The 19,811-nt window shown below is 44.0% G+C and carries 21 protein-coding genes; 11 read left to right on the top strand and 10 right to left on the bottom strand.

The window, feature by feature from the left end:
* From BM100_RS14040 to BM100_RS14085, 8 genes are all read left to right on the top strand, one after another.
* Positions 1–331, top strand: a 331-nt coding sequence (locus tag BM100_RS14040; protein WP_139216964.1) for a type VI secretion system baseplate subunit TssF, incomplete at its 5' end; no start/stop codon positions are given.
* 33 nt (positions 332–364) lie between these two features.
* The gene (gene tssI / locus BM100_RS14045) at positions 365–2,401 is read left to right on the top strand and encodes a type VI secretion system tip protein TssI/VgrG (protein ID WP_092512000.1); all 2,037 of its coding nucleotides are present in this window, start codon (positions 365–367) and stop codon (positions 2,399–2,401) included.
* A complete protein-coding gene (locus BM100_RS14050) occupies positions 2,398–2,898 on the top strand; it encodes a DUF4123 domain-containing protein (RefSeq protein WP_244590638.1) in 501 nt (166 codons plus the stop codon). Before tssI ends, BM100_RS14050 begins: the two co-directional genes overlap by 4 nt.
* A complete protein-coding gene (locus BM100_RS23100; protein WP_244590637.1) occupies positions 2,895–4,295 on the top strand; it encodes a hypothetical protein in 1,401 nt (466 codons plus the stop codon). Before BM100_RS14050 ends, BM100_RS23100 begins: the two co-directional genes overlap by 4 nt.
* Positions 4,292–4,921: a hypothetical protein gene (locus tag BM100_RS14065; protein ID WP_139216966.1), complete on the top strand. Its 630-nt coding sequence runs from the start codon at positions 4,292–4,294 to the stop codon at positions 4,919–4,921. Before BM100_RS23100 ends, BM100_RS14065 begins: the two co-directional genes overlap by 4 nt.
* A gap of 95 nt (positions 4,922–5,016) precedes the next feature.
* Positions 5,017–5,778, top strand: a complete 762-nt coding sequence (locus tag BM100_RS23615) for a hypothetical protein (RefSeq protein ID WP_244590636.1) — start codon at positions 5,017–5,019, stop codon at positions 5,776–5,778.
* Between the two features lie 35 nt (positions 5,779–5,813).
* On the top strand, positions 5,814–6,077 hold the full coding sequence (locus tag BM100_RS14080) for a PAAR domain-containing protein (protein ID WP_092512010.1): 264 nt from the start codon (positions 5,814–5,816) through the stop codon (positions 6,075–6,077).
* 193 nt (positions 6,078–6,270) lie between these two features.
* On the top strand, positions 6,271–7,011 hold the full coding sequence (locus BM100_RS14085; protein WP_092512012.1) for a tetratricopeptide repeat protein: 741 nt from the start codon (positions 6,271–6,273) through the stop codon (positions 7,009–7,011).
* Between the two features lie 467 nt (positions 7,012–7,478).
* On the opposite strand, the gene BM100_RS14090 is transcribed toward BM100_RS14085, so the two are convergent.
* The 4 genes from BM100_RS14090 to BM100_RS14105 form a co-directional block, all read right to left on the bottom strand.
* Positions 7,479–9,881, bottom strand: a complete 2,403-nt coding sequence (locus tag BM100_RS14090; RefSeq protein ID WP_244590635.1) for a DUF5906 domain-containing protein — start codon at positions 9,879–9,881, stop codon at positions 7,479–7,481.
* A 2-nt stretch (positions 9,882–9,883) separates the two neighbouring features.
* Positions 9,884–10,672: an ash family protein gene (locus BM100_RS14095; protein ID WP_092512014.1), complete on the bottom strand. Its 789-nt coding sequence runs from the start codon at positions 10,670–10,672 to the stop codon at positions 9,884–9,886.
* Positions 10,673–10,724: 52 nt separating this feature from the next.
* Entirely contained in the window at positions 10,725–11,549 is an 825-nt protein-coding gene (locus tag BM100_RS14100; RefSeq protein ID WP_092512016.1) for an antA/AntB antirepressor family protein, read from the bottom strand.
* A gap of 152 nt (positions 11,550–11,701) precedes the next feature.
* Positions 11,702–11,938, bottom strand: a complete 237-nt coding sequence (locus BM100_RS14105; protein WP_092512018.1) for a helix-turn-helix transcriptional regulator — start codon at positions 11,936–11,938, stop codon at positions 11,702–11,704.
* A 343-nt stretch (positions 11,939–12,281) separates the two neighbouring features.
* Here BM100_RS14105 and BM100_RS23840 point away from each other — a divergent pair, with 343 nt between their 5' ends.
* Entirely contained in the window at positions 12,282–12,416 is a 135-nt protein-coding gene (locus BM100_RS23840; protein ID WP_274539940.1) for a hypothetical protein, read from the top strand.
* A gap of 63 nt (positions 12,417–12,479) precedes the next feature.
* On the opposite strand, the gene BM100_RS14115 is transcribed toward BM100_RS23840, so the two are convergent.
* The 3 genes from BM100_RS14115 to BM100_RS14125 form a co-directional block, all read right to left on the bottom strand.
* Positions 12,480–13,139, bottom strand: a complete 660-nt coding sequence (locus BM100_RS14115; protein ID WP_092512022.1) for a hypothetical protein — start codon at positions 13,137–13,139, stop codon at positions 12,480–12,482.
* Complete coding sequence (locus tag BM100_RS14120; RefSeq protein WP_092512024.1) at positions 13,136–14,404, bottom strand: tyrosine-type recombinase/integrase; 1,269 nt, start codon at positions 14,402–14,404, stop codon at positions 13,136–13,138. The genes BM100_RS14115 and BM100_RS14120 overlap by 4 nt, the downstream gene beginning before the upstream one ends.
* Before the next feature lie 188 nt (positions 14,405–14,592).
* The gene (locus BM100_RS14125) at positions 14,593–15,456 is read right to left on the bottom strand and encodes a YicC/YloC family endoribonuclease (protein ID WP_092512026.1); all 864 of its coding nucleotides are present in this window, start codon (positions 15,454–15,456) and stop codon (positions 14,593–14,595) included.
* Positions 15,457–15,581: 125 nt separating this feature from the next.
* Here BM100_RS14125 and rph point away from each other — a divergent pair, with 125 nt between their 5' ends.
* Together rph and pyrE are read left to right on the top strand one after the other, a co-directional pair.
* Positions 15,582–16,325 carry a ribonuclease PH gene (rph, locus tag BM100_RS14130; protein WP_092512028.1) on the top strand — a complete coding sequence of 248 codons (744 nt, stop codon included), beginning with the start codon at positions 15,582–15,584 and terminating at the stop codon, positions 16,323–16,325.
* A gap of 96 nt (positions 16,326–16,421) precedes the next feature.
* The gene (gene pyrE, locus BM100_RS14135; RefSeq protein WP_092512030.1) at positions 16,422–17,063 is read left to right on the top strand and encodes an orotate phosphoribosyltransferase; all 642 of its coding nucleotides are present in this window, start codon (positions 16,422–16,424) and stop codon (positions 17,061–17,063) included.
* Positions 17,064–17,322: 259 nt separating this feature from the next.
* Here the strand turns inward: pyrE and slmA are convergent, their stop codons facing one another.
* The 3 genes from slmA to coaBC all read right to left on the bottom strand — a co-directional run bounded on the left by slmA (position 17,323) and on the right by coaBC (position 19,743).
* Positions 17,323–17,922: a nucleoid occlusion factor SlmA gene (gene slmA / locus BM100_RS14140; RefSeq protein WP_092512032.1), complete on the bottom strand. Its 600-nt coding sequence runs from the start codon at positions 17,920–17,922 to the stop codon at positions 17,323–17,325.
* Between the two features lie 140 nt (positions 17,923–18,062).
* Complete coding sequence (gene dut, locus BM100_RS14145) at positions 18,063–18,521, bottom strand: dUTP diphosphatase (protein ID WP_092512034.1); 459 nt, start codon at positions 18,519–18,521, stop codon at positions 18,063–18,065.
* Complete coding sequence (gene coaBC, locus BM100_RS14150) at positions 18,499–19,743, bottom strand: bifunctional phosphopantothenoylcysteine decarboxylase/phosphopantothenate--cysteine ligase CoaBC (protein WP_092512036.1); 1,245 nt, start codon at positions 19,741–19,743, stop codon at positions 18,499–18,501. The genes dut and coaBC overlap by 23 nt, the downstream gene beginning before the upstream one ends.
* Positions 19,744–19,811 lie beyond the last annotated feature (68 nt).

Consider the following 19,811-nt stretch of genomic DNA (forward strand, 5'->3'; position numbering starts at 1 on the left):
CTTTCTCCGTTTGTTTAACCATTATGCCGAATTTAACCGTCCCCTGAGTCGCCATATTCAGCGGCATATCGACGGCATTATGCAGGTGGAGGAAAGCCTGATTGACCGAATGAAACTAGGCAACCCGATCCGGGGGCATTTGTTGTCACTGACCCTGAACCCCGATGGTTATGCCAATCCGGGAGAAATGTACCGCTTTTGCCGCTTAATCCATGAGGCAATGGCCTGTTTTGTTAGCCAGTCCACTTTCGTCAAGCTGGATGTCTCTACCCTCAATCAAAAAATTCTCTGGGAATTCAAAGAAGTCTATGGATCACGCATGGAGATGTAACTGTTCAACCATCATGACAAGGAGCAAAATAGGATGAATATCATGAACGGGCTGGCGGCGGCCAAAAGCGGATTACGCTTTACTTTTCAGATAGCAGGTCTGCCTGAATCCACCTTTGCTGTGGGCGAATTTTCCCTTCAGGAAGGGTTATCTGAACTGTTTACCCTCAATCTGACATTGGTTCAGTCGCTGCCTGATAACCCCTTTCGACCGAAGCCGGAAATCGATTTAACCACGCTGTTGATGCAGGAAGCGATGTTGCAGGTGTTTAACGGCGCAACGCTGCAACGCAAAATTACCGGCATCGTCTCCCATGCTGACTGGGCAGGCACCGATGGCAATAAAACCCTTTATACCGTGACGGTGCGACCTGCACTCTGGCGCCTGACGCTTAATCAGGACAGCCGGATTTTCCATCAGCAAAATGTGCCTGCTATCCTGAATGGCTTGCTGAAAAAGCATAAAGTGCGTGCTGATTTGAAGCTCTACGATCCCCATCAGGACAGGGAATATGTCACTCAGAAGCGAGAATCTGACTATGGTTTTTTCAGCCGTCTTGCAGCGGAAGAAGGGATCAGCTTCTGGTTTGAAGATGAAACGTTGTTTTTCAGTGACAGCCATCTGGGAATGACCGCCGGATTGCCACTGACCTACAGCCCGCAGCCGGAAACCGCCCACGGCATCGATACAGTTTGTCAGGTGCGGCTGGGTGTCGGGATGAGTCCGCAACGCAGTTTCCATAAAGATTTCAACCCAGAAAACCCGCGTTATCACCTTTCCCATATGCACAGCAGCGAAGGCTTCCGCGATTTCGGCAGCAAAACGCCCTATACCGTGTTTGAAAGTTATGGGCGTTTTCAGAAAGATGCGGCGGCTAAACCGTTTCTCAAATACCGCCATGAGGCGCTGGATAACCAGAAAAAAACCGGCAGCGGAAGCAGTAACTGCATCAAACTGATGCCGGGCAAAATTTTTGAGATCAAAAGTCACCCCCACGCCCCGCTGAATGCCCGCTGGCAGGTAATCGGTATCAACCATCACGGGCGCTGCCCGCAAGCATTGGGGCACGACGGTGGTGAAGGCACCACGCTCAGTAATCATTTCAGTTTTATCGACGGCCTTGTCGACTGGCGTCCACCTTTCCACTACAAACCACTGGCCGATGGCGATGAAACCGCAATGGTGGTCGGGCCGGAAGGGGAAGAGATTTTCGTTAATAAAGACGGCGCGATTAAAGTCCATTTTCACTGGAATCGCTATGACCAACCCGATGATGGCGCTTCTTGTTGGGTGCGTGTGGCGCAGGGCTGGAACGGCAACGGCTATGGCTTTATGGCCATTCCGCGTATCGGGCAGGAAGTGATTATCTCTTACCTCAATGGTGATATTGACCGTCCGATAGTGACCGGTTGTGTTTACAACGGCCTGAACCGCCCGCCACTGGATTTACCGGCGCAGAAAACCCGTACCACTTTTAAAACTAAGACCCATAAAGGCAAGGGTTTTAACGAGCTGCGCTTTGACGATGCCAAAGGCAGTGAAGAAGTGTTTATTCATGCGCAAAAAGATATCAAAGCGCAGGTGCTCAATGATGAAATCCACAATGTAGGCCATAACCGGACACACCACATTAAAAACGACGCCCATTTATGTATCGATAATGAGTACCGGATACAGGCAGGTAATGACATTTCGCTGTCAACCGGGCAAAAGCTCCATATCAAAGCCGACGATGCGCTGTTAACCCAAAGCGGCAATGAAATTCATTTGAGTTCTGGCACTAAAGTGGTGATTGATGCGGGTTCTGAATTGACCATTCAAGCCGCCGGCCATTTTCTGAAAATCGACGCGGGCGGGATCAGCAGCAGCGCGGCGATTAATTTTGGCAGTGGTGCGCCGGGTAATGGCTCGGGTTGGGGCGGTAAGTTGCCCGATATGCTGGATAAACTGGCCCCCATTAATGTAGCCCAGGCTGAAAAAATGGTCACCGCCCCACCGGAAAAAATTTGTTTGTCCTGTCTGATGGAAGCGGCATCAACGGGGTCTGTGATGGTCATGAGGGGAGAATGATGACAACCACGTTAAAGGAAAAATGGGAAAAATACCGCGAAACCTGTCCGGAAATGAAATTATATGCCTTGGTGGATGGTTTACAGTACGAGCGCCATTTTGATGAAGAACTGGCTTATATGGCAGGACTGAATAATCCGTTGTTCCGTCAATTTCCGGATTCGGAAATCGCCTTTGCCGGGCCGTGGCTGTTTGATATGTGTCAGGCTCAGGTATGGGAAGAAAAATTTCTGCGGCTAGAAAGCGCTGCACCGACTGTTTCCTGGCTGTATACCACACAGTCACTGGATAAACTGACCCGCCATCTTGAAGCGCATTTAAATATTCGGTTAAAGAACGGGGAAACGGCATTATTGCGCTTTTATGACCCCCGTGTTCTGCATCAAATTCCACACCTTTTTACGCCGGAACAGTTGACTCATTTCACTCAGAATATTGAGGAGTGGCGGTATCAGCTTAATAACAATGCCTATATTGTAAAAGGAATTGCATTATGAAGGAAAAAAACAGCCTGGCTTCAACCTTATCTGGTTGGAAAAATGACATTGCCAAAAAGATTGAAAAAGAAAAAAGTAAAATCCCTCACCCGACCAGTGTTCCTAACTGTGCGGGAAAAGTGGGGGATGTGGGTGTGAAATGCAACCAGAAATTCAGTCATCAGCTAAAATTAGTGCCGATTGATAATCAGGTTAATATCAGTAATGTGCCTTATGCCTATATTTCCATCTCCGCCAGGGGATTTGGTAAAACGAATGACAAAGGCGAAACTGACCGTATTATGACCCGACAACCGGAAGAGGTAGCCGTGCTGGTTGGCAAGCTGGCGAAAAGTTATGAAAGAAGACGTGGTAGTTTTGGTTCACTGAAGGAACTGGAAGAAAGAAAGATCAGCTTGCTCACAAATACGAATGAACCCTCCACAGAGAAACCGTATATTAGCGGGTATGATTATATTACTGTGGTGGGAGCCAGAACCGCACCTTGGGAACTTAGCCTAGGATCAGTTAAGAGAACATTTACAGAGGGGGAATTCCTTAGTGAATCACTGGGAAATCAGTACCGTTTTATTAATTGTGGATTACACCAGTTGCAGCTTTTTCCTGAAGCCAGTCAGGGCGATCATGCACTTCAGCGTATTATGGTAGTGTTTCAACAGGGGTATGCCCAAAAGGATATTGAGAGAATTAATGATTATACCCAGAAACTGGGTGGGCGGATTGTCTATGTGAAGGGCAAGCAAGAACTGATCGAATATCTGAATCAGAGGAAAAAAAAGAAAAGACTGATCAAGGAGATGGTGTTTTTCTGTCATGGCATTATTGATTATGCCACGTTTCATTATCAGGGAGATAATGTGGAGGAAGGGTTGTTTGGGCCAGCGGAAATTGAAAAGGTATATGAATCAATCTTTGATTTTGACGCGGAAATAACAACCTATGCTTGCCGGGCGGGTATCTCAAAGTCTGGAGGCGATTTTACAGGCGAGGATGCGGGACAGGATAAGAGCCCCGCACAGCGGATGGCAAATACCTGGGACGTTGAAGTCAAAGCATTTGAGAAGCGCTCTATTTATACCATAGTTTATGGGACGACACAGGAAATTCGAGATGCTAAGGAATATAGTAAAGTCATTAAAGAATATGAGGAATCTCGCAGAAATTATGAGCGTGAATTAGCTAAAGGGAATAAAAATGCCAAATTACCAGAAAAACCAGAAGATTATGACATAATGAAAAAACGTAATGAGGACGTGAAAACAAGAGAACATAATGAAAACAATGATGGTGGCCCTATATCGCCAAATGGTTCTTTTCGGTTACCGGGAACAGCTAAGACACCAACAGGATTAAAGGAAGGTCTACAGAATTATAAGCCAGCAGAGTGGATTTTATGAATTTACTGAAAAAAAATCTTATTGCTAAAATTTTTATTCCAATAGTTTTTATTTTATTTTTTTTAGGTGCTTATTATATGAATATGCAAAAATATCAAATGTATGTTAGGGTGACTTCATATGATGAGAATTCGCCTGAATTCCCGTCTAAAAAGGTTTGGTTTGATGCTAGTGAATGGTTAAGCTCTCCACAGTACATCAAGGTTCATGATACTTATCTGATAAATAAAAAATTTATCCCTATCGAAAATTTGAATATTTTAAATATAACAATGACACTGCAAGATGAAATTGATAAATCAAGGATATTCCCTGAACTCCAAGCGTTAACTAATATGAAACCTATGGAGTTTTTACATTTAATGAAAGATAAAATGAACTATGAATATATATATACAAAGTTTAATGAAGAATCATTAAAACCAGAACTAGACTTTTTTTTGATTAAATTTCCTTATAAAGAAAAAATGTATGAATTATTATTAATGAGAAGCGTATATAAAAATGAGTATGTATATGAACATTACGATTCCATTTACAATGAAGGAGGATGGCATAAAAATAATAAACACGCCATGACCTACCGAGATTACCTTGAAGGTAAAATTGATTCATATAAACAATAAATCGGAAACTATAGTTGCTGGGTTTAAAATAACATAACGAATAAATTACACCAGCAACTATAACTTTAACCATTATGATCGGAGATATCATAAATATGACTATAGAATTTAATGAAGAACAATGCAATAAACTAAAAAACCATGCATTTAATGCGTATCTTGATGAATTGGTCGTGCATTGTAATGAATACTTTCCCTATCTTGAAATAAAATTAGGCAAAGAAGGATTAAAAGCCGCACTGACAGACGCTGTAGAAAAAGCAAAAAACGATGGTTTCGATCAACGCGGTGCCGTTCAATTTTATATTGATATGCTTATTTTATTCGGATCAGAATTTCAGACTGACCCACAATATTTTTGGATAAGGAAAATCCTTGATAATCACCCCCATCTTGGTCAATTAGAAAAAACAACCCTCCTTTATCATGAAGTCACTCGATATTTAAATGAAGTGCATGGTGAGCAAGATGAACATTTAAAAACCAGCATATTTAAGTTCCAAAATATCAATATTGAAGACTTAAATACACAATGGCATACTTATGAAAGTAACGTAGGTACACTCTTAAACTCTATTTACCCGCAAAAATATCGATATATCAAACAAGAAAACATCAGAAAACTCATCCAACTTGGTATCGAAAAATCGAACCAGCATGGTATAGAAAATGCCGTTCATTCAGCTTTATTAACCCTGATAATGTTTTTATTAGGCCATGAATTCGATCAGGATATCTTCTTACCTCACTTAAATAAACGGATATTCAAGCAATATTATTCTGATATTGAATCTCCCATAATAAAAATAGAAAAACAAACAAAAGATTATTTTGAAATATTGCTTCAATCAAATTAGAAATATTTTAACCTATTATCTTAGAGGAAGAAAGCATGCCAAAAAAATCCGTTATTCGATTAAACGATACAACCGATCATGGTGGTCAAGTCATTACCGCTATTGAAAAATATATCTATCAGGATGCTCCTATTGCCGGAAAAGGTGATTTAGTCGTTTGCCCAAAATGTGAGGGCACATTCCCGATAATAGAAGGAAGTGAGTCATTAAAATATCAGGGTAAGCAGATTGCACTGGAAGGTATGAGCACCGAATGTGGTGCAAAACTGATTGCCAGCCAGAGCGAGTTTCTCGCTTAATAACGTGTCGCGTGCAACAAGAGTCAGCGTTGATCTTATTAGAGCATCGCTAATGCTGGATTAATGCAATAAGTATATAAAATGAATTATATAAGTAACATATATTTACTTTTCGCAAAAATCTTAAGTGACGAAATTAGTTTTTTTGTAAATTAAATATTTAAAATACATAAATTGTCAAGAGTATAGACATATGCCATTTATTCTCATTATTTTTATCCAGATTCTATGTGGGGTTCACGTTGTCAGAACTGATCAGGAGCGCTTTTGGTTATATTTGATTATCGGTTTACCCGGTATTGGCTGTACTATTTATATACTATCAATCATGCTCCCAGAATTCTTCGGCGGTCGTTATGGTCAACAAGGGCTTAGCCACATTCTTGATAAAATTGCGCCTGAACGCCATATAAACAGACAGCGTGATGCGTTAATGATCAGTGAGAACAGTGAAAATTACACACAACTGGCGGATGAATTAGCCTGGCTGGGGCGGTTACAGGAAGCAATACAAAATTATCAAAAGGCATTAACTGGTCTTTTTGAACATGACCCCACAATTATGGCTAAATTAGCAAGGGTTCAATTTGACAATAACGACCCGATTGGCTGCGAAAAAACGCTAACTGAACTGATCCAGGAGAATCCTGATTTCCGCTCCCAGGACTGCCACTTACTTTATGCCAGAGCACTACAACAAATGGGAAACTTAGACAAAGCGGAAGAAGAATATCGTGTACTTGTCGAATATTTTACCGGTCCTGAAGCCCGTTTTCGTTATTACGAGATGTTGTGTGAGAAAAGTGATTTAATTTCAGCAAAACAGCAATTAGAAACAATTGCTATTATCGCTCGTCGTTCCAAACCACACTACCGTAAATTGCATAAGGTGTGGCTACAGCAAGCCCGTCAGGAATTACACAAATTGAATTAGAGTAGGTTTGAGGAAGGTTTCTTGTCATGGATAGATAAGTATTTTCCCCAGCTTAGCGTTCCTCTGACGCGCTGCGCTTGTCTTCTCTGATTTATCTGGCTAATACATTAACCAGATAAATCAGAGATCCTTAAAACACCATACCCGCCAGAAAAACCATTTTTATTTAACCCCCCCCTCCCTATTAAAGAATTAGGGATAAAACTGTTCACCCTGTTCACCTCTAAATATTTTTATTTATATTCATAGTGTTAAAGGGTGATGACTTGAAATCCAACTCATCACCACTCTTCACCTAACCCTTCACCCTTAAATCTGAAAAAGGTGAACAGGGGTGAAAACTTGTGAACAGTTTAAAAATAACTGTTCACCCTTCAATGTATTGATATATATGGTTTAAATTACAGAGTAAATAGTGATGAACACTTTTCTATATTTTTCAGAAAATCTTATTAGGGTGAAAAAAATTATTCTTCTGGCAGGCTATCCCTTACCAATTGAGGTAACCATTCGATGGCGGTGTCGATATTCAGATCCAGATTACTGCGAATGCCCTGTTTGCTTTTTTTGCGCAGGTAGTGCTGGCTGTACTCAGACAGTGCACCGGGCATATCCATACCGAATCGGGTCACAGAAACCGGTTTATTCAGGTTGTTGCCTTTCATATAGGCAAGGTAGGCGTGATAAAGGTATTTACGGGGATTGAACGGCACAATCTCTGCATTGCCGATTAGCAGACCGTCGGCTTCATTAGAAGCAACAAGATAGCCGCAAAAATCAACCAAAGGATCTGTACCCCGTTTGATATCTAGCGCCTCTCCAGATTTTTGTTGCTCTGCCAATAAACGCCTTGCAGTTTGTGGATCAGCAAACCGGTGAAGCAATTGTCGGATAATAACCGGCAGTTCTGCCGCGATTTTGTCCCGCAAAAGCGGATCACGTTCATTTTCCGGCACGACTTCGGAAAAATTGAAAATCACCCGACGCCGCGACACCCCGCCACTGCGATCACTGAAACTCATGGCGTTATTGTTCACCGCCAGCACCACAGCAGGAATTCGGGTTGAATAAGGCTGTTTGTGCTTCGGGTCAATAGCGACTTCATCCCCGCCTGTGATGGCCTTGATGCCGGAACCATCGCCCACATAGCGGGTCTGGTCAGGCAGAATAATCAGCGAATACCCAACAATCAGCGCACGATCCCGTGGGTTTTCCAGTGCGGACATATTTGCCGATACCGTATTCCCTTTGCCTGCCAGCATTGAACAAATTTCAGCAAAGATACTTTTACCGCTGCCTCCCGCTCCAGTAACTTCCAGAAATAACTGCCAGTCGTAACGGTTTGCCAGCACCATAAACAGCGCAGCCAGCACTCTTTCTGCTTTGCTTTCACAATTAGCAGTTGCCCGGTTGAGCCAGCGCCAGAACTGAGGGGCATGGCTTTGCAGGGTTTCCCCCGAAACAGGAGAGTTGAATTCAACGTCATTCGCGAGCAATAACCAGTCATGTTTGTGGTGAGGCCGAAACTGACCGATTTTCAGATCAAATACCCCATTACGAAACCCGATTAAATGGCGTTCTGGCAGTTGCATCATGGGAAGCTGTAGTTTCAGAGCATCCACGGCAGCACTAATACCATGCGGTGAATATGGCATTTTTTCTTCCATAAAAGCCGCCACCATTTCCCGCTGTAAATCGCGGTTACTGACCGGACACCAAACAATACCATCATAGTGATGAACGGTTTCCGAAGCGCCATCCAGTGCCAAATCACCATCATAACGTGCCAGTAACACTTCTCCGCGCTGGCTGGCACCCATCTGACATAAGGTCAGTTTTGGCGATTCGGCATCATTGGGTTGAATAACTGCTTTTTTCTTCTCTGCCTCCGGTCGATAAAGCCCCTGAGCAAACGCCAGCTTTGCCGTTTCTACACCGTGTTGTTGGCGGTAGTCGTCCCAATCGGCTTTATATTCTGTCGGTGGCAATGTGATCCAGCCATTCACCGCAATAGCCGCTTTTTCTGCCGAGATTTTGCCGGTATTCACTTTCGGTTTACTGTTTTTATCCAGTTCGCCGGGGTGATGCCAGTCGTTATCAGCGGCAAGAATGATTTTCGTGTCCGGCCAGCGTTCTCTGACTGATTGAGCAACGAAGAACAGATTGCCTGCGTCCAGTGCTGCCAGAACAGCGCCGTTACAGAGTTGGTTAACCGTGAGTGCTGTGGCGTAACCTTCGGTAATGATAACCGTATCGGGATGTTCTCCCAGCGCTGACAGAGCAATAAACGCACCTTTCTTCTGACTACCGGTGAGTAATTTTTTCTCGCCATCCGGTTTGATGATCTGCGCACCTGTTACTTTTTTATCCAGTGCTGCGAATCGCAACACTACCGAATTATCAGGCAGTAGCCTTTGATTAGGGCAGTGCAACCCCTTTGCGGTCAGATAGGGAGATTGTCCGACAACAGTTTGCACCATCAGAGCCGCCACTCTGTCGGCAATCGGTTGTGTTGTTTGAATGGTTTTTCTGGTTGGTCTGGGTTCGGGCAAAGGTAATGCCAGTGCATCAGCGACGATTTTGGCTGCCTCAGCAATCGATATCCCTTGGGTTCTTGCCACTAAATCCAGCCCATCGCCATAATTTGGGGTGTCACACTGGCGGCAATGCCAGTTACCATGATGGTGATCATCAATAAAGTGAAAACGGTCAGTACCGCCGCAAATCGGGCAGACGCCATGTTTATCTTTTGCCGGGATATCAATACTACAGGCAGGCAGAAGATTTTCCCAATGGTACATAGCGGATTGCTTCACGGTTTGGATAATGCCAATTTGACGATTTTTCTGATTATTATTCCCATGACTCATGATTACTCGTCCTCGCCATTAACTGCCGCATGAAGTGAATAATGGACTTCATGATTGGTATCGCATACCAAAGAAAAAAAATCGTGTAATTCTTCTGAATAGTGTTGGCTGGACTTAGCAAGAATGACTTTACATAAAGAGGGGTATAAACTCGCACGAAACGTAGCCTCTGAACGCTTAGTGTTCAAAAACACGAATTTGAAGTGAGTTGGGGTAAGGGTTGTCGCCATAGTTGCGATCTCCGTGTGTATGTTTACGGAGTCACCGCGAGAGGTGCAAATCTCTATAGAGGCGGTGACGCTAGCAGGGTTTGCACTACTGGCACACACGGAAACCAGCCAGCCCGAAGGCTGCCCCGCTAGCATCACCATTGAATATGTATAGGTGAGTACAGACCTAAATGGTAGGTGCTGCGATGCTGTGACACAAAAAAAGACGCTTAGCGTCTCATATGTCGCCGTGTTGTTGTTATTCAGGGTGCAAATCCTGACACCAGATTTTGCTGGTGCGAAGCCAATATAGCCAATGTACGATGACAAAGTAAAGAGGTAATGAGTTCGATTTATTCCGTGGTGGTTCTTGTTTATGAACTCTGAAAACTCAATTCCTCGTGTAGTAGTGTAAGAAAAGCCTTTGAACGATATAATTTCTCTATTATTTAAATGGGCTTTCAAAGCCCACATAGATGATAAATCAGCGCAATATTCCACTAATAAGTGTTTGGAAATAATCGTACATCTAGAGGCTAAAGTTTCAGCCAATGGTTGAGCAAAAAGATTTGCAGAGATCATTGATTCAATGACCCTTGAGTCAGCAGAAAATCATTCACGTTGCAGGCAGTCATTAATTCGCCTCCATGCGCTGTGCTAGCCACTTTTGAGATAGTCCAGCCAGCTTGTTTTTACGGGCATGATAATCCATACCTAACTCAATCAGTGTTGTGTTGGTCTGTTCTAAATAAGAAAGGTGCTCAAGTTGGAACTCTCTCATAGCATCACGGGGATCGCCAATAATGCAGTATTGTTGCGCCCACTGTTTAGCTGTCAGGCCAGCCAGAACAATACGGTTCAGCATATTTGATTCATTGGTGTAATGGCGTGGCAGTGTGGTTTTTCCCTGCTCCATGCGTGCCATTTCCAATGCTGAACACATAGGTTTAAAGTAATTCGCAACTTTTAAGCGTGATTTCAGTTCATTACGTAACTGCTTACTGATTACAGGGACTACTTTGTGTAATGCTTCCTCACATTTGATAAAATACTGGCGGATTAAGCGGCCTTGTTCGGTACGTTCAACCATCCCTAGTTCTTTACCCATATTGAGAGACAGAAGATAATCTTTACTACGCCTGTCATCTCCACGCTTAGATTTCCATTGTTTTTTTTCTGTACTTTGGTTCCCCAAAATGGGGGAATCAAAGACTAAAAAATCGATATTTTTAATAAAACCATATTCCGTAACACGCCCATCGATCCACGTTGAAAAGTCGCGTCCTACACCTAATGCCCTATGTAATGCTTTTGCACTCACTCCATTGATTAATTGCCCATTAATATTGCTTTGAATAACAGGTAACATCTCAGCAAAAGATAATTCGTTAATATCGTTCTGGCTGTTTTCAGGATGAGAAAGCTCCTGACCAATTAAGGCCACATTTTTCTGTGTCATGTTTATTACTCCGTTATTCGGTAGGGTACAGAGATAAAATTAATTCAATTTGTGATTCAGGTATGCTTTATATATCTACCATCTTTAACGCATTTATTGATTCCTCGGTGCATCCTGCTGATTACGAATACACAAGGGCGCTTTCTTTTACATTATCCCACTTCGCGTTGTGCTTTTTTAGACTCGACCCATGCACGTATCTCCGCCGCGTCAAAGACAGAAAATCCCTCTTCAAGCTCAAATGGTGATGGTAGCTTTCCTGCTTTAACCCATCGATTAAGAGTTGCATCAGATATGCCTAAAAAATCGGCAGTGTGGCGTTTTCGAGCATTGCCACTGATAGGATATGGGGCGTTATTTTTAATGCGAGTCTTGCGCTGTTGATTCATGCTATCACTGGCTCCTTTGTGACTTGATGTGCCTATCCTAGCGTATGAAAATAGGGCTATCTATAGATAATGGAATCTATTGAAAAAACATATAAATCTCTTGAAATATAAAAATCTATCAAGAAAAAATAAAGTAGGTCACTGATATGAATGATAGGCATTTAATAGTTATAACATATTGTTTTTTAAAATGAGTCCTCTCAATCTTGATGGCTGTTATCTGTTTGATTTTGTTTGTTTTTGTTCCTATGTTTTATCCGATTGTTTTAGGTTGTTTTCCACAATATTAATTTCATATTGGCCGCCCAATAAGAATATTAATCGGTTACATTGATGAATATTGATGATCACTACTGGACGTAGTGAGACTAAACTTGCCTTTGGTTGCCTTTGGTTGCCTTTGGTTGCCTTTGGTTGCCTTTGGTTGCCTTTGGTTGCCTTTGGTTGCCTTTGGTTGCCTTTGGTTGCGGCGTATTGAGATAACTTTGAAAGGAATTGAATATGTTTGAAAGAGCTAGAAAAATGGGGCATTACGCCCCCGTTAGTCATGGATAGATGCTACTGCTTTCTGTATTTTATTATAGAAAGTTGCCCTCGCAAGCCCTTTCATAGTCACCCCTTCCGTTTCCACCATTCTTAAAACGTCTTTATAAATTTCTGATATTTTAGGATTTTCTGACGTTCCATATTTATCAGCTTTTGATGCCAGCAACTTAACTATAAGCCCTAACAGCTTATTTGTGCCCGCCTGTTCGTCGTCCTTACGGTGTGTTCCTCTCCCTGTCTTCCTGATCTGACGAACAGTGAAAAGCAAATCATTCCCGCCAAATGCCAGCATGTGATCTTCCCAAGTATTCCTATGGATAAATGACTCGACCGCATTACTTATATTTTCAGCTATTATTGGTGGTGTTTTCTCATTAGCATATCTAAAGGCGACGGCAAGAACTAAATCAAGAAAGCATTCAGTTGATGGTGTAAAAGATCTATTCCCATAATATTTTGATATTGAGTCTAGGTTGCGCCTCATATACGTCCTAACCTCTTTTATCAATGGTTTTATATCATCAGGTATATCTTTTGCTGTGGTAAAAGGAGATAAACCAAAGATAACAAGTGATACCTCGTTTATTGTTGAAGAACTTTGCATTAAGAAACGTTCGAACACATCTGCACTTAACACACTTTTAGTGCTATTCATTTTTTGACTCTCTGCTTACCCATTGGGATCACGTTGTAATCTTCACCTTTTTCCAGTGCCGTCAGCAAATTACACCATTGAGCTAATGCGGATTTACGTTCATCAAAATAATCATGCCTGTTATAGATACCCTCAACACCTTTTATACGGTGATTAAGGCAACGTTCAGCCACAAACGGATCAACACCTAACGCGGCTAAGTGAGTTCTGGCAGTTCGTCTAAAGTCGTGGATAGTGAAGTTAGGCATATCAACAGGTAATTCCCGTCTTACTTTGGCAAGCGCAACGGGTAAGGTAGATTCCTGAATATGTGGGATCATGCGATGCTGCATTTTTCTGGCGGGTAGAACGTACTGACTACCGCAGGCCATAGCCTTTAATTCCATAAACCACTCTATAACCTGCGGACACAGTGGAATGTCTACCGCATCACCGTTCTTGCTGCGTTCTGCCGGAAAATACCAGACTGCCTTTTTAAGGTTGAATTCTTCCCAGCGTGCGGCGCATAGCTCCATTTTCCGTAAGCATAGGGCAAGTAGTATCTTAAAACTGATTTCATTCTGGCGGCTGATTGAAGACGTTCTGAACGTTCTCAGTACAATGATTAATTCTTCTCTGGTTAGCCATCTATCGCGTGATACTTCTTTCCCGCCAGCGTCCGCAACCTCAAATGCCGAACACGGGTTAATCTCTATCATCTGCCGCTTAATGGCATAATCAAACATGCGCCTTAGCCACCGTAGAACATCGGTCGCCATAGTGGGTGCACCTCTGTCTACAATGCTCTTTAGCATTTCATCAATATGACGGGGTTTAACATCCTCCAGCTTCATATGGCCAATGCGAGGGTTAATGTCTTTGTCTATTCGTCTGCGGAGTATGTCGGGATGTTTCCAGCGTGGGAGTATCTGGCGCTCAAAATATTCAGCCGCTAAGTCTGATACCTTTATAGCGTTCTTTTCAGCCTCAATCTTTGCCAGCGCTTCGGCTTTGCGTTCCTGTTTCTCTCCGGCAACGTCATAGCCCAAAGCAACACGAGCTGATAGCTCTCTGGTGAGTTCTCGTGCTTTTGATAGTGATAGGTCAATGTATGAGCCTAGTATCATCACTCTGGGTTTTCCTGAGAATTTATACCTAAAACGCCATATGGGGTGCTTATAGGTTTGTCGATAGCATAGATACAGCCCGTTGCCGTCCGCTTTTCCTTCGAACCTTTCGCCAGATTTTATCCACGCCCTGATCTCTTTATCGGTGAGTTTAGGCATTGTGCAATCTCCAATAAAAAATAGCCTGTGTACCCCTAAATAGGTTGTGAGATCTTAAGGGGTACACCCTAGGGGTACACGATAATCATGCGCTACTGTGATTCGCTCTGCAATGCTCTGATAGTAAAAAAGCCAGATATAACAATGTATATCTGGCCTTATGGTCTTCTCTGAAATGCTAAGAAATATTACTCAATATTTTGGATCTGCTCTCTCATCTGCTCAATCAGCACTTTCAATTCAATTGCAGAGTTAGTTACATCAGAATTAATTGATTTGGAGGCCAATGTATTCGATTCGCGGTTAAATTCCTGCATCATAAAATCCAGTCGGCGGCCGACGGCTTCTTTTTTCTTCAGGATATTACGGGTTTCTTTGACGTGGGCATCAAGACGATCCAACTCTTCCGCGACGTCAACACGCTGTGCCAACAAAATCAGCTCTTGCTCCAGACGGTTATTCTCCAGCTGAATTTGTGCTTCTTCCAGCTTGGTCTGCAAGCGCTCACGCTGCCATTGCAGGATTGCCGGCATTTGCTCGCGGACTTTAGTCGCTTCCACAGTGACAGCATCCAAACGTTGTTCGATAAGTGCCTTAAGTGCCTGCCCTTCGGTCTCACGGCTTTGGATAAAGGCATCCAGTGCCAAGTCCAATTCTGCCAGTAATTGTGTGCTGATAGCATCCAAGTCTTGCTCTTCAGCGGACATTACGCCCGGCCAACGCAGGATATCCACCGGATTGATTTCACCTTCACCACCATGCGATTTAACCCATTTTGCAGATTCAACCAGCTGTTTTGCCAGTTTCTCATTCAGCATTAAAGCACCTTGAGCACGGGAATCCAGTTCAAAACGTAGGTTACATTCTACTTTTCCGCGAGTCAGGCGGGAACGAATGCGCTCACGGATGACAGGTTCAAGGCTTCTGAATTGCTCTGGCAGGCGAATATAAGTTTCTAGATAACGTTGATTGACGGAACGCAGTTCCCATGCTGCGTTTCCCCAATCTGCCTTGATATCTCGCCGTGCAAAAGCGGTCATACTACGGATCATAACTCGTTCCCAATTTATAAAATGATGGGCAGATTATAGCGCCCCATGTAGATGCAGGATAGGCATTCGCCGAGTTAGGCCGTATAATGCGCCCCCAATAATGTTTTAACAACGGAGACCACACTATGAGCTTAGTAGGAAAGCGTCCGGCAGGAAGAACAGCAGGACAGGTGCGTCCTATTAAAATGACCCGTCATTACACCAAACATGCTGAAGGCTCAGTTCTGGTGGAATTTGGGGATACCAAAGTGTTGTGCAATGCCTCCGTTGAAGAAGGTGTTCCACGCTTCCTGAAAGGCCAGGGACAAGGCTGGATCACGGCGGAATATGGTATGTTGCCACGGGCGACCAATAGCCGTAACGCACGTGAAGCAGCCAAGGGCAAGCAAACCGGTCGGACAATGGAAATCCAACGCCTAATTGCACGCTCATTGCGTGCCGCTGTGGATTTGAAGAAGCTGGGTGAATTTACCATTACGCTGGACTGTGATGTGATCCAAGCGGATGGCGGTACGCGTACCGCAGCTATTTCCGGTGCATGCGTGGCATTGGTTGATGCATTGAATAAGCTGGTTGCTGCTGGCAAATTGAAGGTAAGCCCGCTGAAATCGATGGTTGCGGCAGTTTCTGTCGGTATCGTTGAGGGCGAAGGCCTCTGTGATTTGGAGTACGTTGAAGACTCTGCGGCAGAAACAGACATGAATATCGTTATGATGGATGACGGTAGAATGATTGAAGTGCAAGGCACCGCAGAAGGCGAACCGTTCAGTCATGATGAATTGCTCTCATTGCTTTCGCTGGCAAAAGAGGGATTGGAAACTATTTTTGAAGCGCAGAGAGATGCGCTAGCACAAAATCTATCGAAATAAAAAATTTATCAGGCGGCTGAAGAGTCGCCTTTTTTATGCCTGCAATACCTGAAATACAGTAAAGAAAAACAGTAAAGACCAAAGAGGAGAACCCCAATGAAAGCCTATCAGCGCGAATTTATTGAGCTGGCACTGAAGAAACAGGTGCTGAAATTTGGCGAGTTTACGCTGAAATCTGGCCGTAAAAGTCCGTATTTTTTCAATGCGGGGTTGTTTAATACCGGGCGTGATTTGGCGTTGATTGGTCGTTTCTATGCAGCAGCATTGCTGGATAGTGGTATTCAGTGTGATCTGTTGTTTGGGCCTGCATATAAGGGAATCCCCATCGCAACGACCGCCGCGGTGGCACTGGCAGAACATCATGATATTGACATGCCTTATTGCTTTAACCGCAAGGAAGCCAAAGACCACGGTGAAGGTGGAACACTGGTTGGCAGCTCGCTGCAAGGCAATGTTGTGGTTGTGGATGATGTGATTACGGCAGGAACCGCTATTCGTGAATCAATGGAAATTATTAAGCAGCACGGCGCCACTCTGTCAGGGGTCATTTTGTGTCTGGATCGTCAGGAACGTGGACGGGAAACGCTTTCTGCTATTCAAGAAGTAGAACGTGATTACCATTGCCAGGTTTTCTCCATCATTACCTTGAATGATTTGGTGAGCTATTTGCGTGAAAATCCGGAGATGAAATCTCATCTGGATGCAGTTGAAGCGTATCGCAAAGAATACGGTATTTGACGGGTTAACTGGCTGAATGCCGATGACAGCACGGCTGTAGAAAAAGCGGTGAAAAAAATCCCTCGCCCAAAAGTGGGCGGGGTGAGTAGTAGAAATGGTACCGCGCATGATATGTAGGGATACATATGGTTGGGATACCATTATTGAGCTACTTTATAGTGAACTCAATGAGTTGTGGTATGTTAACACAACTCAATAAAAAAACCGCACGTTATCATCATTCACTGCATAAAAAGGAAAATTACAGCAGGGAGATAACTTATTGCAATTGGGTCAAGATCAATGGCCATCGGACTTCAAACTCTGTTGTCGGGCGATAGCGAAATTCGGAGCGGACAAAGCGGGAAAGCATTCCCTCACAAAATGCCAGCAATTGTGAGGCCAACACGGTCTCTTCATGGCTGAATCCCTGCCCATCACGGATCTTTTTCTCTTTTAAAATTTGACGAAGCTGCACTTCAATTCGTTCAAATAACTGGTTGATTCTATTTTGCAGCCTGTCTTGTTCGAACATTAGGGCATGACCCGTCATGATCCGGGTTAGACCTGGATTTTTCTCTGCAAAGCCTAAAATCAGAGTGAGGATTAACCGTATGCGCGTGATGGTATCTTTTTCATCTTGCAGGATTAGGTTGATGCGTGAAATTAAAGAATCTTCAATAAACTCAATCAGGCTATCAAACATCCGGGTTTTGCTCGGAAAATGACGGTAAAGTGCTGCCTCAGAAACGCCAACGTTTGCGGCGAGTTTTGCAGTGGTAATGCGCTGGCTGCCATCACTGGACTCAAGCATATGCGCCAGTGCCTGCAAGATTTCCTCGCGTCTATTTTTCTTTTTTGTACGTTCTTTTTCTGCCATGTCTGATAAAACCCCTGTAAAACAGCAAAACAAACCCTGCTATTTTTGCCCACAACATGATTGCTGAAAACGGTCTTCATCAATCACCCTGTAGGCAAAAAATATAAAAATCGGTTGACGGTATCAGGCTTTATGGAAAGTTATTGACGACCGGAATGACCAAAACCACCACTACCGCGTTTGCTGGTTTCAAAATCTTCAACCACATTAAATTCAGCTTGTACAACGGGAACGAAAACCATTTGAGCGATACGTTCACCCGGTTCAATGATGAATGTTGTGTTTCCGCGATTCCAGACAGAAACCATCAATTGCCCCTGATAGTCGGAATCGATGAGGCCGACCAAATTTCCCAGAACGACACCATGCTTATGGCCCAACCCTGAGCGAGGAAGAATAACCGCAGCCAATTGCTCATCCGCGATATGGATAGCAATTCCGGTTGGCAGAAGTTCAGTCTGACCGGGAGCCAGCTCCACTGCATTATCCAGACAAGCACGTAAATCTAAACCCGCAGAGCCAGGTGTAGCATAAGTCGGTAAAGGAAATTCTTGCCCGATGCGGGGATCAAGGATTTTAACGTCGATTTTTTTCATCATAGCGTTTGAATATCTCGTCTAATAAGCGGTGGCTGAGTTGTAATTTACCACTGTGGGGCAAATGAACACTACCATCATGCCAGAATAGATGTAATGCATTGGTATCACTGTTGAAACCGTGTCCGGCCAGGGATACATCGTTCGCGCAAATCAAGTCTAAGTGTTTTTGCTTGAGTTTTCCGCGGGCGTATTCTTCCACATTCTGGGTTTCGGCTGCAAATCCAACGACGAATGGACGATTTTTTTCCAGCGCTGCAACGCTTGCTACAATGTCAGGATTTTTTATCAGGGTGAATGTCATTTCGTCACCCTGTTTTTTGATTTTTTCAGGCGCGATTTGTTTGGAGCGGTAATCAGAGACGGCCGCACATCCGATAAATATATCTTGTGAGGTGGCTGTTGCCTGAACTTGCTCGTGCATTTCCAGCGCACTTGTTACGTCAATGCGTTTGACTCCGGCGGGAGTTGGTAGATTAACCGGGCCGGAGATTAAAGTAACCTTCGCTCCGCGCTCTGCCGCCGCCTGTGCAATAGAAAACCCCATTTTGCCGGAGCTGTGATTGCTGATGAAACGGACGGGATCTAAGGCTTCGCGGGTTGGGCCTGCGGTAATCGTGATGCTCAGGCCGGCAAAATCTTGTCGGGCGTTGAAATGTTGCGTTGCCTGTTCGACAATCGCCATAGGTTCTAACATTCTTCCGGGGCCCACATCGCCGCATGCTTGATTGCCTTCATCTGGACCCCAGAACATGACATTGCGCTCTTTAAGAACCTTCAGGTTATGTTGGGTGGCGTGCGCACGATACATTTGCTGGTTCATCGCTGGAGCAACTGCAATCGGTGCCGCAGAAGCCAAGCAAATTGTGGTCAATAAATCATTTGCCATACCCGCAGCTAAACGCGCCAGCAGATCGGCAGTCGCAGGGGCAAGAATGATTAAGTCAGCCCATTTTGCCAGTTCAATATGCCCCATCGCGGCTTCGGCTGCCGGATCCAAAAGATCGTCAGAAACAGGGTAGCCTGATACCGCCTGCAAGGTAAGCGGAGTAATGAAAGCTTTAGCCGCGGGCGTCATAACGACACGTACCTGAGCACCGCGATCACGTAAACGACGTACCAATTCGGCGGTTTTGTAAGCTGCGATCCCGCCGCTGATGCCGAGTACGATTTGTTTACCAGAAAGTTGTTTACCAGATATTTGTTGGCCGGAAGATCCTGTCATTTTGATTGCCCAGATGTAAGTGACGGTTCCTTAGTATTCTATCATAAGAAAATATTGAGTTGAGAATC

This window comes from Xenorhabdus mauleonii (genome assembly GCF_900113945.1).
Taxonomy (GTDB): Bacteria; Pseudomonadota; Gammaproteobacteria; order Enterobacterales; family Enterobacteriaceae; genus Xenorhabdus; species Xenorhabdus mauleonii.

Coding starts and splice junctions, on each gene's coding strand:
- tssI (WP_092512000.1), top strand. CDS start 365: ATGAATATCATGAACGGGCTGGCGGCGGCCAAAAGCGGATTACGCTTT.
- BM100_RS14050 (WP_244590638.1), top strand. CDS start 2,398: ATGATGACAACCACGTTAAAGGAAAAATGGGAAAAATACCGCGAAACC.
- BM100_RS23100 (WP_244590637.1), top strand. CDS start 2,895: ATGAAGGAAAAAAACAGCCTGGCTTCAACCTTATCTGGTTGGAAAAAT.
- BM100_RS14065 (WP_139216966.1), top strand. CDS start 4,292: ATGAATTTACTGAAAAAAAATCTTATTGCTAAAATTTTTATTCCAATA.
- BM100_RS23615 (WP_244590636.1), top strand. CDS start 5,017: ATGACTATAGAATTTAATGAAGAACAATGCAATAAACTAAAAAACCAT.
- BM100_RS14080 (WP_092512010.1), top strand. CDS start 5,814: ATGCCAAAAAAATCCGTTATTCGATTAAACGATACAACCGATCATGGT.
- BM100_RS14085 (WP_092512012.1), top strand. CDS start 6,271: ATGCCATTTATTCTCATTATTTTTATCCAGATTCTATGTGGGGTTCAC.
- BM100_RS14090 (WP_244590635.1), bottom strand. CDS start 9,881: ATGAGTCATGGGAATAATAATCAGAAAAATCGTCAAATTGGCATTATC.
- BM100_RS14095 (WP_092512014.1), bottom strand. CDS start 10,672: ATGATCTCTGCAAATCTTTTTGCTCAACCATTGGCTGAAACTTTAGCC.
- BM100_RS14100 (WP_092512016.1), bottom strand. CDS start 11,549: ATGACACAGAAAAATGTGGCCTTAATTGGTCAGGAGCTTTCTCATCCT.
- BM100_RS14105 (WP_092512018.1), bottom strand. CDS start 11,938: ATGAATCAACAGCGCAAGACTCGCATTAAAAATAACGCCCCATATCCT.
- BM100_RS23840 (WP_274539940.1), top strand. CDS start 12,282: ATGATCACTACTGGACGTAGTGAGACTAAACTTGCCTTTGGTTGCCTT.
- BM100_RS14115 (WP_092512022.1), bottom strand. CDS start 13,139: ATGAATAGCACTAAAAGTGTGTTAAGTGCAGATGTGTTCGAACGTTTC.
- BM100_RS14120 (WP_092512024.1), bottom strand. CDS start 14,404: ATGCCTAAACTCACCGATAAAGAGATCAGGGCGTGGATAAAATCTGGC.
- BM100_RS14125 (WP_092512026.1), bottom strand. CDS start 15,456: ATGATCCGTAGTATGACCGCTTTTGCACGGCGAGATATCAAGGCAGAT.
- rph (WP_092512028.1), top strand. CDS start 15,582: ATGAGCTTAGTAGGAAAGCGTCCGGCAGGAAGAACAGCAGGACAGGTG.
- pyrE (WP_092512030.1), top strand. CDS start 16,422: ATGAAAGCCTATCAGCGCGAATTTATTGAGCTGGCACTGAAGAAACAG.
- slmA (WP_092512032.1), bottom strand. CDS start 17,922: ATGGCAGAAAAAGAACGTACAAAAAAGAAAAATAGACGCGAGGAAATC.
- dut (WP_092512034.1), bottom strand. CDS start 18,521: ATGATGAAAAAAATCGACGTTAAAATCCTTGATCCCCGCATCGGGCAA.
- coaBC (WP_092512036.1), bottom strand. CDS start 19,743: ATGACAGGATCTTCCGGCCAACAAATATCTGGTAAACAACTTTCTGGT.